The organism is Colwellia sp. MB02u-9, from assembly GCF_014077085.1.
Classification (GTDB): domain Bacteria; phylum Pseudomonadota; class Gammaproteobacteria; order Enterobacterales; family Alteromonadaceae; genus Cognaticolwellia.
This window is the reverse complement of record NZ_JACGVF010000048.1, coordinates 23643-35740: the sequence shown is the minus strand read 5'-3', so window position 1 is coordinate 35740 and position 12098 is coordinate 23643. Positions and strand designations below refer to the sequence as shown.

At 40.1% G+C, this 12098-nt stretch carries 5 protein-coding genes; all 5 read left to right on the top strand.

The genetic code is table 11. From position 1 onward, the window contains the following. Positions 1-994: 994 nt before the first annotated feature. The 5 genes from H4J65_RS00380 (at position 995) to H4J65_RS00360 (ending at position 11956) form a co-directional block, all read left to right on the top strand. Positions 995-4861: an exodeoxyribonuclease V subunit gamma gene (locus tag H4J65_RS00380; RefSeq protein WP_182194058.1), complete on the top strand. Its 3867-nt coding sequence runs from the start codon at positions 995-997 to the stop codon at positions 4859-4861. Beyond that, positions 4858-8655 (top strand): exodeoxyribonuclease V subunit beta, encoded by a 3798-nt coding sequence (recB, locus tag H4J65_RS00375; RefSeq protein ID WP_182194055.1) that lies wholly within the window; start codon positions 4858-4860, stop codon positions 8653-8655. Before H4J65_RS00380 ends, recB begins: the two co-directional genes overlap by 4 nt. Continuing rightward, positions 8648-10819, top strand: a complete 2172-nt coding sequence (gene recD, locus H4J65_RS00370; protein WP_259367452.1) for an exodeoxyribonuclease V subunit alpha — start codon at positions 8648-8650, stop codon at positions 10817-10819. Before recB ends, recD begins: the two co-directional genes overlap by 8 nt. Positions 10820-10873: 54 nt before the next feature. Then, positions 10874-11443 (top strand): DUF3087 family protein, encoded by a 570-nt coding sequence (locus tag H4J65_RS00365; protein ID WP_182194051.1) that lies wholly within the window; start codon positions 10874-10876, stop codon positions 11441-11443. Positions 11444-11695: 252 nt separating this feature from the next. Next, positions 11696-11956 carry a DUF5062 family protein gene (locus tag H4J65_RS00360; protein ID WP_182135519.1) on the top strand — a complete coding sequence of 87 codons (261 nt, stop codon included), beginning with the start codon at positions 11696-11698 and terminating at the stop codon, positions 11954-11956. Positions 11957-12098 lie beyond the last annotated feature (142 nt).

Below are 12098 nucleotides of genomic sequence, written 5' to 3'. Positions count from 1 at the left end.
ACTAAGGGTTTTATCTACAGACCAAAGTCAATGCTTTAAGGTTGGACTCAAACTCTCTTAGTTCTCGTCATAGAATAATAGCTCATTACTCTATTTAGAGAGATACAAGGTTGGACTTCAGTCCATCAGGTTAAATGAAATTTAACGGTTATTGGCATAAATGCTGATAAAAAATATGCCGCTGCAGATGTCGGATGACCTATTATGTTAATTGGCCACTAAACGTTTGTCCCATGTAGGTTGGACTTTAGTCCATCAGGTTAAATGAAATTTAACGGTTATTGGCATAAATGCTGATAAAAAAATATGCCGCTGCAGATGTCGGTTGACCTATTATGTTAATTGGCTGCTAAACGTTTTTCGGACTGAAGTCCGACCTACAAAAACCGACAAAAAACCGATGAAAGATCTACAAAAAAATGATAAAAAAATGCTTAAAGTTTAGATTATCACCGGTAAAATCAATTTTGGTTCAATACTCATTTTTTTAACCCTTTGTAATTAGACTTCATAACCTAGTAACCGTGTTGTAGAACAGAGCCAAATCAATAATAATCGTTGTTGTTAAAGCAGGTTATTCGCCGATCTGCATATATACCCGTTCCACCTCAAGAAGCAGGCTTTTGCAAGTCGACAAAGGTTTAGCCAGAAGGCACGGATTACTTCAGGCGATTATGATCTTTGCCTATAGACTAGCCAAAGCTATTAAAAATTCCCCCGATATTTTGTTAAGAGAATAACCATTATCATCGTATCCCGCCTTGATCTTATTTCCTCACTTAACGCTGCAACTACACCTTAAAATGGCCTGGGTATCACACTGATCTTAAATAATATCTTTGCTTTAACTTCAAATGAAGCGAAAGATGTTTAGTTTATCTAATATGCTTTTTATTCAATGATTTTCAATACCTATGAGACAACAACCGCTAGTGTTATCGTGCGTGATGTGGTTAAATTTAACTATAAAAACCCTGGCTAAAAAGGCGCGCACTTGTTCTATCTTTATCCCGCTAACAAAATGGAAAATTTGTTAGTGCTGCTTGATAAAATTCAGCAACTCTCCCCACTTCCTGTTTTCGCTCAAGACACTGTTATTGTGCAAAATGCCGGTATGCAACATTGGCTGAATATGTCACTGGCCGAGCAGCGAGGCATTAGCATGAATATGCGTTATGCCTTACCATCACAATTTTTGTGGAATTTAATTAGAAATTTAGCCAGCGATGAAGACGTGCCTGAGCAATCGCCTTATTCACGAGAAGTACTTGCTTGGCGCATCGACACTTTATTAGCCTCAAATGAAGTCATTGATGATGTCTCGTTTCAAGTAGCTAGTGATTATTGGCAAGCTAAAGCCAATAACTCAGAAAATGTTAACAAGACGGCTAATAAAAACGCCGCTGGTCAAAGTTACAGTGATGCTGAGCAGTTAAAACGTTATCAGTTGGCTTGTCAGTTAGCTGATTTATATGAGCAATATTTAATATTTCGTCCTGAATGGATCCACGCTTGGCACAAAGGTGAATTTAGCGCTTTTGATCAACAAGCGAGTGAGCATTCAACAGTATCAGATGATAATCAACAAGATATTGAAAGTAATGCTATTTGGCAAGGCAAGCTTTGGCATCTATTGGTGCGCGAACAACCTTATAATCCTCGTGAACTGGTCGCACTGGCGATAAAAAACTTAAATAATCTTGACCGATTAACAGCACAAGCGTTACCGCATCGCTTATCATTTTTTGGCATTAATGCCATGGCGCCACTTTGGCTTGAGTTTATTAATGCCTTAAGTGAGAAAATTGATGTGCATTTTTTCCATTTAAACCCTTGTTATGCTTATTGGGGCGATGTGGTGACAGAAAAAAATGCCATTGAAGCTTGGCTCAAAGGCACAGACTTTTCGGCGGAACAAGTCAATGAGGTGAGTGATGAAAGTGTTGATAAGCAAAGTCTTAATGCTGATTTAGCCGATATAAACCAGCCAGTAGGTAATCCTCTATTAGCCAACTTGGGCCAGCAAGGCCGAGAATTTATGGCGCTTTTATATCAGTACAGCACAATTAATATTGAGGTTTTTGAATCAGCCGTTGCAGACTTAAATAGCGCTGAGCAAGCTAACTCTAGTCCTGAAGCCATTTCAAAAATCATGTCACAAGCCAATGTTTTAGCGAGTGTTCAGCAAGACATTTTATCTTTGTCAGATGCTCGTCATCAAGAGCCGCAAAGCCCTGAACAAGCGCCAAAAGTTGATGGCTCAATTTTGATCACCAGTGCTCACAGTGCGCTGCGTGAAGTGCAGGGTTTACACGACTGGTTGTTACATCAATTTAATCAAGACAAAAGCTTAACGCCAAAAGACGTTTTAGTAATGTGCCCGCAAGTTGAGCAATATGCACCTTATGTTAATGCCGTTTTTACGCGAGGCTGGCAAGATGTTGCTGACGAAGTGCCACCACTACCTTGTTCGATTGCTGATCGCATTAGTAAAGACGCCGAGCCGTTAGTAGCGGCGTTTGCCCAGTTGTTAACCTTGCCCGACAGCCGCTTTCAAGTGTCAAGTTTAATTGCTTTATTACGCTTGCCAGCGATGCAATCTCGTTTTGGCATTAACCTTGACGACATCGAAAAAATCACCCATTGGCTTGAACTTTCTTGTGTGCATTGGGGTTTAGATAAAGCCCATAAACAACAAGTGTTAACGCAAAGCCAAGCGGGTGACGTGAGGGAAGAGCCTCATAAGCAAGAAAATGAACCAGTGGCTTCAGATCTCAACAGCGCCAGTAACAGTTTTACTTGGCAACAAGGTTTAAGCCGTTTAATGCGCGGTTTTGCTTTTGCAGATCATAGTGTGATTTACCAAAATCAGCTGTTATTGCCCACCATCGAAGGCAGCGACAGTGAGCTACTGGGCAAACTCATGTTGATTATTGAGCAGTTACAACTAACCGCTATTAGCATGTCAAAAGCACGCACAGCTGTGCAATGGCAGCAATTTTTGTTTGACCTATTGCAACAACTTTTTGACGACGAAAGCGATAATGGTTTGAATATTATTCGCACCGCCATTGAGTCGTTAGTGGAATATTGTCAGCATGGCGCTTACGACAGCGCGATTAGTTTGGCGGTTATTCGTGATTTTTTAAATAGTCACTTCAGTCAGCCCGATCCGGGTCGACAGTTTATGATTGGGCAAGTTACCTTTTGTTCTATGCTGCCTATGCGCAGTATTCCCTTTAAAATAATTGCGGTATTAGGCTTGAACGATGGCGAATTTCCGCGCCAACGCCAACCACTCAGTTTTGATTTAATGACCACCACACCAGCGCAATTGGGTGACAGATCGCGCCGAGGTGACGACCGATATTTATTTTTAGAGGCGATAATTTCTGCCCGCCAAGCTTTGTATTTAAGCTATCAAGGTAAAAATATTAAGAACAATAAAGACCGTCAACCGTCGTTGGTATTAAAAGAACTGATGGAATATCTTGCTCGCGGTTATGGTTGGCAGTTACTCGGTTTAAACACCGAAGCGGCAACTAATGTAGAGGGCCAAGTTAGACAATTACCTATGCAGGCGTTTAGCGAGAAAAATTACCTAGGAGCATTTGCCAGCTTTGATGCCAACTGGTTACACTTGCGCCAAGCAAAAGTTGAACTTGGCAATGCGGCTACCCATGCATCAGAACATAGTGTTGTAGATATTTCGACAAATGTTTCAGCAAATGTTTCGACAAATAGCACAGAGCATAACCTAGAAGGAAGCGTAGAAAATAACACCATAACAGCCGTTGATGCCAATACAGCCGGCAATCCTGAAAATTTATCAGCTAATGATGTTATTCGCTTTTATCAGCATCCTGGGCGTTATTACGCTCAACGAGCACTTTATTTGTATTTAGACAACAGCAATACATTGATTAATGACGTAGAGCCTTTTGTACCTAACCGACTCGATAGCTACTTGCTAAGACAAGACTTGCTGAGCTATTACCTAGCACCAGCGCAAAGTAAACAAAGCTGTGATGAGATATTACTTAGCGCTAAGCTGTCAGGAAACTTGCCCGACTTACCCAGTACTGATGAGCTAATACAAGGTTGGCAAAAAGACAGCGAAGATTTCAGCCAATTCATTATCACTGAATTAGCACAAAATGAAGGCTTAACCCTTGAGCCCATAGATTGTAGCGTCACGCTGAACTTAGCTGATGCTTTAACCAATAACGTACTTTTTGATGACAGCCTATATTCAAGCAATGAACTAGCCAGCTTAAAAACTGTGTTACCTAAAAGCTTAACCCTTGAGAGTAAATTAACTATTGTTGATAACAAGGCGGTGTTTTATCGCAGCAGTAGTGCAAAAGCGAAAGACTTATTCACCTTGTATTTACACCAACTTATTGTTCAAGTTGCACAAGTTGAGGCTTTACAAAGCAAGTCAGCACCAGCGAAAACCGCATTATATGCCAATGTGGCCGCTACACATGGTTATTATTTTGACACCAAAAGCCAAAAGCCAAGCCAATTCTACTTTAGTGATATTAACGATGCCAAAGGGCAATTATTGCGCTTAATCGTAACGTTTTATTTAGGCCAGCAGCAACCACTATTACTTAATGGTGATATTGCAGAGAAAATACGCAAGAGCAAAGTCTTTGAACAAACACAGTTTGAACAGTTTTGGTCTGACAGCAATAGCTTTCAAGCCTTTGGTGATGAAGCCTATGTACAATATTTTTGGCCACAATGTCCTGATTATCAAAAAATATCACCCAGATTACTTGCTTTGTATCAGCCAATGTTAGATGCCCTGCAGTCAGTAAAGGTAACAGTAAAAGGGCAGGGAGCTAAAAAATGAAAAATTTAAACGCCAATACTATTGAGCTGCAAGGCAAACATTTAATTGAAGCCAGTGCCGGTACAGGTAAAACGCATAATATCACCCGAATATTTTTACGCTTATTATTAGAGCGAGAATTACCGATTGAACAGATTTTGGTGATGACTTTCACCAAAGACGCGACAGAAGAAATTCGTGGTCGTATTGATGATTTTATTCGAGAAAGCCTGCACAGCTGGGATACATTAGTTGTTCAGGATGATTACTTTAAAACTTTGAATGAAAATCTGGTCGATAAAAATATTGGTAGTCGTGAAGTCAAAGCGCGCTTAAGCCAAGCCTTATTGTATATCGACGAAGCCGCTATTTTTACCATTCATGGTTTTTGTAAGCGTGTGCTGAACCAATATGCTTTTGCCAGCGGTATTAGCTTTAATGCCCAAATGGAAACTAACACCCAAGATATTACCTTAGAAGCCTGCCAAGACTGGTATCGCGTATTGGCATTAGGGGCCGAAAATAACGGCCAAGCCTTTAAGTTGGTCAGCGAATTTTGGCCAGAGCCAGCTACTTTTATTAATCAGTTTTCTAAAGCGTTAGCGACACAAAACGTCTTGAACGTGCAAGACCCAGAAAATATTAGCGTTGAATTTAAAGGCTTAGTTGAGCAAGCCATTGCTAGTTTAGATGCCAATATAACCATGTTAACCACCTCGCTCATTGAGGTTAAAAAGGGCGTAGAACAAGAAAAGCGCCAACAAGAATTAACACTATTACTCCATTGGTTAGCAGAGCTGTCGGCTGATGTTGCAGGTAAGCACGGCAAAATGCCTGATGCTTTTATTGATGGTCGACGTTACGGCCGCTCGAAATTGAAAAGCGAATTAATGGAAATTTTTACCGCGGTCAATAGGGTTAAAAAACAACATCCTGATTTAGCAAAACAGATTAATCGTGCACAAGCTTTGTTGGTGGTGAGAAAAGGTATTTATCATATCCGCGCAGAAATCACCCGAAAAAAACTGCAAGCGAATGTGATGGGCTTTGACGATTTAATTAGCACGTTAAATGATTGCTTGACGGATAAATCAGGGCAGGAACCTGACCAGGTGTTAGCCAATAGTATATTTTCTCAATTCCCTGTTGCGCTTGTTGATGAGTTTCAAGATACCGACCCGCAACAGTTCTCGATATTAAAAGCAATTTATTATCATCAGCCAAGTGCTGCACTTTACATGATAGGCGATCCGAAACAAGCCATTTATGGTTTTCGTGGTGGCGATATCTTTGCCTACCTTTCAGCGCGAAACGACTGCGACCATCAATGGTTAATGGATACCAATTGGCGCTCAAGTGCTGCCATGATCACCGGCTATAATCGTTTGTTTTACGGTAATAAATTATCTGATGATGCGGTTGATGTTTTTGGTTATCAAATTCCTTATTTACCGGTTAAAGCCTCAGCCAAGGCACACGAAAAAGTGTTTTCAGATAGCGAATTTAATGCCCTACAGTTTATTCACTTTAATGTTGAAGCGGATGCTAAAAGCAAAGACGGTAAAGAAAAAGCCGTTAAACAAGGCTATCGCACCCAAATGTCGGCTTGGTGTGCCAATGAAATTGTCAGGCTATTAGCTTGCCCTGAACTTAACATGGCGAGTGGCGATATTGCTTTATTGGTCCGCGATGGTGCTGAAGCGGCTGATATCAAATTTGCCTTAAACCAATGTGGGTTAGCTAGCGTGTTTATGAGTAATCGCGCCAACTTATTGCAAAGTGATGAAACCAAACATTTACTGCAATTGTTAAAAGGTATTTTGTTTTTAGAGAATGACCGTTTATATACCGCCGCATTAGCCAGCCCATTAATGGGCTTTAATCGTGAAAAGTTATTGCAATTACAGCACGACGAACAACAATGGCAAGCATTAAAAATTAGCTTTGAAAAACTGCGTAATGAATGGCAGTTTAAAGGCTTTATCAGTATGGCATTGCAGTTAATGCATCAACATTTTCATATTGAGATTAGTGCTGTAGATAACAGCGCTGATGATAAGCATAATGCGGATAGAATATTAACCAATTTATTGCACTTGTTTGAATTGTTACAAGGGGCAAGTCAACGACATCGTCAACCGCAAGAGCTGTTATTTTGGTTTGAACAACAAAGCCAGATAAACAACCCAGAAGTTGAAGCTGAGCTACGTTTAGAAAGTGACGAAAACCTGATCCGTATTATTACGCAACATGGCTCTAAGGGCATGGAATATCCGGTGGTGTTTGTGCCGTTTGCCACACGTCATAAAGACCCGCTTAAGTTCGGTAATCGTCAGGTCAGTTTTATTGAGTTTCATGATGAAAACGGCGTGCTACAACAGAGCCTAGACGGTAACAACGATGCGAAAACCCGCATGGCCTCAGAAGCTTATGCAGAAGCTATTCGGCTGTTATATGTAGCGGTTACTCGCGCGGAAAAACGCTGTTATATTCTCAGCACGGCTTTCGACCATTATGAAAATTCGCCATTAGGTAAAACACTAAAATGGTCGGTAGATACTGATATGGCAACCAGCTTGCAGCAATTAGCGCAAGATAATCCTGATGAAATAGCACTTGCAGTGTTAGACAACTATTTAGCCGAAGAAAGCTTATCACAAGAAACCTTATCAAAAGAAACGCTATCAAATGAAACCTTAGCTAAGCAAATTTCAGTCACTGGCAATACCAATACCCATACCCAAAGCACTAATGATGAAATAAATGCCAAGGTTATCATTGAAAATCAAGCTCAAGTAGCGCGTTTTAATGGCAAAATTGAGCGTGATTGGTGGTTAAGTTCATTCTCCGCTTTGAGTAAAAATCTACGTCATAATGGTGTTTCTTCGCCTGATCGAGATAATCAAGAAACCGAACTTGCTGATCAAGGCGATAATACCCACAACGCACTATCAAGTCATATTAACGAGTTACGTTTTACCTTAACCAAAGGTGCACAAACCGGTAACTTACTACATGACATTTTAGAACAAACCGACTTTTCAGCCCCTGATTGGCAAAAAAGTTGCCATTGGCCACTGGTAAAATATGGCGCTATAGATGGCGTAATAGAAACTGCGGCAGATAGCACTTTAAATAGTTCAATTGAGAGTTCAGCAGAGAGTTCAACCGAGAGTGGCGAAAATACGCCGAAAAGCCATGGCCAAACACGGTTAATAACATGGTTAGAAGAGGTATTACACACGCCACTTAACGCTAATAACTCTTGGTCTTTAGCTCAGCTTGAGTTGCAAGATACCTTACGAGAAACCGAGTTTTATTACCCCATGCGCTCGGCAAGTAGTAGCTTATTAACAAAACTGCTGACCGAACATAGAAATAGTAATGCCAGTAGCCAAATAGCTAAAAATCATCGAGTGCATCTGCCTTCTTATCATCAACTTAAAGGTATGATGCATGGTTTTATCGATTTGATTTTTCAGGCCGATGGCAAATATTATGTTTGTGATTATAAGTCTAGCCATTTAGGCGATCACTATAGTGATTATAACGATCTGGCTATGCGTCATAATATCGAGAAAAATCATTACGACTTACAATATCTTATTTATGCTTTGGCATTACACCGTCATCTAAAATATGCCTTGGCTGATTATGATCCCGAGCAGCATTTTGGCGGTATTTATTATTTGTATTTACGTGGTATGAGCAACCAAACTCAGCATCAAGATTGTGGTGTTTATTATCGCCAAATTACCCTCGCAGAATTAGATCAACTTGATGATATTTTTGCTGGAGAAAGCACTAATGCCTGAAGTCATGATTAACCATAAAGTACAAAGTGAAACTATTTATGCATCGTTTCAACATGCGTCAAGTCAACTTGATGGTTTGGTTGCTGTGGATTATTTTTTCGCTAAAGAAATCAGCCAATGTCTGGGTTTTTACCTGACTAATAACTTAGCTGATAAACAGACTGATGACATGCAAAGTGATGAACAACTGTTATCCAATCAACAACAATGGTTTCATTTGTTAATCGCTTTAAGTGCGAGCCTGCGAGACGGACATAGTTGTTTACCCCTAGCGCAAGTCGCCGGTAAACGACTCTTTAGTGATAGCACAAGTCAAAGTGCTAGTGTGAGCGAAAAGCCCTTAGTGGTTACAACAGATACTAAGGGCTTTATATTTGCCGACCTTAAAACCCTATCGGTGCTGATGGAAAAACTTCCTTTAGTAAGCTTGGAGCAAAAAGTAGAGGCTGAGCAGCAACCGATAGTGTTAAGTCATGAACGGCTTTATTTACGGCGCTATTATCAATTTGAGCAAGAGCTAAAGCAGCTAGTGCGAGAGCGACGTAACAGTCGAGAAAGACAAGTTGAATCAGCTGAAAATACCCAGCAAGCAAAATGTGAACTTGATACCATCAAAAGCATTGTCAACACTTTGTTTCCTGATTTAGCCGCACAGAATGAGTTACCCATTAGCGCCATTGACTGGCAAGGCGTTGCCGTAGCTAATGCGATGAATAAAGACTTTGCCATTATTGCCGGTGGCCCGGGTACAGGCAAAACTTATACCGTGACTAAACTGCTTGCTGCCTTGGTCATGTTAGCCATAGCGGATAGTGAAAACTCAAGTCAAGGTAGCCAAAACTTAACGGATGAAAGCTCAAATAATGAAAGCTCAAGCGAAATAAGCGCAAATAGCGCAAGTTTTACGGCGCCACGAATCGCCTTAGTAGCGCCAACAGGCAAAGCGGCACAACGCTTATCAGAATCAATCACCAATGCGGTTCAAGGTTTTCGTGGTAGTATTGCTGATCAAGTATTAGACCTTATTCCAGAGCAAGCACAAACCCTACATAGATTATTAGGCGTTATTCCTGATCAGGTCAATTTTCGCCATCATCAAGAAAATAAACTCGCGATAGATATTTTACTGATTGATGAAGTCTCTATGGTCGATTTACCTCTGATGACGCGAATTTTTCGCGCCTTACCCGCCACCACTAAAGTCATTTTATTGGGTGATGCTGATCAATTACCCTCAGTGGCGGTTGGCAGTGTTTTAGCTGATTTTGCACCGCGTCCACACTTAGGTTACAGCGCTTTAAATCATCAATATTTAGCCCAGGTAACCGGTTATCAAACGCTGACAAAAGATAGCAGCGCATTAGCGGCCGACGAGCAATATAGCGCCGGAGATAGCGTCACCTTTTTAATGAAAAGTCGTCGCTTTGATGGCGAAGGTGGCATAGGTAAAATCGCCAATTATGTTATTAAAGGCCAATATCAAGAAAGTTGGCAGTTATTGCAACCCAGCGAGCCACTGAGTAACGACAAACAACTGACCTTATTATCGGGCACTATTGAAACTTGGCTTACACCCTTGGTTGAGCAGTATTACCTAGGCCTTTGTCAATGCGACAAGGTTGAAGAGGCTTTTGCTTTATTGGCTAAATTTAGAATTTTATCCTCAACGCGTAAGGGCCCACAAGGGGTCGAAAGCCTAAATGCCTTAGTGATTGATATATTGCGTAATAAAGGGGTAATTCCTTTTAATCGCTTTGAATCAAGTAACACCTTATACGCTAGCCAACCGATAATGATCAGTGAAAATGACTATCGTTTGGGTGTATACAATGGCGATATTGGCTTGCTATGGCGTAATAGCCAAGGGCATTTAATGGCCGTATTTGAGAATACACAGGGCGGTTATGACTGGATAATGCCGTCGCGTTTGCCTAAATTTGAAACGGTTTATGCGATGACTATCCATAAAACTCAAGGTAGTGAGTTTGAACATGTCGCTATGGTGCTGCCCGAGCAAAAAGACAATAGATTATTGTCACGTGAATTATTATATACTGGCATTACTCGAGCTAAGCTGCAGTTAAGTATTGCTAGCAGTCAGAGCGTTTGGCAAAGTGGTGTAAGTCAGCAAGTTAAACGCCATTCTGGCTTGGCAATAAATTAGCCTTTATCACCCTAGTTGTTCATCTTTATTGAAATTATAGAAGTAAGTTAAGAAATGAAATTAAAAGACATTGAAAAACCCGTTTACCGTAAACACCTCAATATTATTATTGTCAGCTTTATTGCCAGTTTGCTTATTTTAGCTTTGGCTTATGGACAAGCTTTGATCATGCTATTTGCTGATGTTGGCAATATAACCCCAGAGCCGGAAGTTAAAGCGGCAGGTGAGTTGACAAAGGATGCCGCAGCATCAGAAAGTAATTTTAGGTATAATTTTATTGGGGTATTATTCGCATTATTAACCTGTGTTTTTGCTTTGCATCGCCTACGAGCCAGTGCATTTTTTAGTGAAGTGTATTATGTTTGGCAAATTAAGCAGCAACAAAACGCGATATATCGTAAACTGAAAAAAATAAAAGCCGCCGCTGCCAATGACAATGTTAATGCACTGATTATTTTAAATTTTTATTATGCCAGTTTAAAGCAAATTTATTTATTAGATGACAACACCTTAACCATGTCTAAACTTGATAAAGATATTAGTGAATTGAATACGCGAATAGAAAATAAAAATTTAACGCTCTCTACCGATCAGTTTAATAAATCACTGTTGGCAGATTACTAAAATACTCATGTGAGTGATATGTCATAAGAGGTTAGCTTAGGTCGCAATATCCTAGTCCAAGCCGTAGCCTTTTACTTAAATAAGGCGGTAGCATAATTTATAGTAAGGGTTTTAATATCAGTGCGGTAAATTATACGAATTGATTAAATGATCACGCACTATGAACACTCAATATGAACAAGGCTCATTTTTGATCTTAAGGTTAACACCTGAGCTTGTTATTGAATAAAAATACAGGAAAATATACCGCGCATGAAGAAGTTAAAAAATGAAGCTGAATTATTGAAAAAAGCCATTGTTATTGGTGAAGGTTATGCGAAAAATCGTGGCTATAAAGGCTTTTCAACCACTAACGCCGCAAAGGACAAAATTGAAAGCTTATATCGATTATTGGTCAATGATAAACTTATTCAACCTTTGCCAAAAGATGCTGAAGACTTGGCCAGCATGAAACATAAGTTATCGTTATGGATTGCCAAACAGTTACCGGCAGATCATCCGTTACTGAAATAACGAGGCATTTATCTCAGGCGCTAACTTAGCGGGCATAATGCTTAGCTTAGATTAGTGGCTTTGATATGAGTGCCGTGTTCATCGTAGAGTTTTTACATTACATTTTTTAGAGAATTTTTTTAGAGTACTTTTTATAGTACAT

Coding starts and splice junctions, on each gene's coding strand:
- recD (WP_259367452.1), top strand. CDS start 8,648: ATGCCTGAAGTCATGATTAACCATAAAGTACAAAGTGAAACTATTTAT.
- recB (WP_182194055.1), top strand. CDS start 4,858: ATGAAAAATTTAAACGCCAATACTATTGAGCTGCAAGGCAAACATTTA.
- H4J65_RS00365 (WP_182194051.1), top strand. CDS start 10,874: ATGAAATTAAAAGACATTGAAAAACCCGTTTACCGTAAACACCTCAAT.
- H4J65_RS00360 (WP_182135519.1), top strand. CDS start 11,696: ATGAAGAAGTTAAAAAATGAAGCTGAATTATTGAAAAAAGCCATTGTT.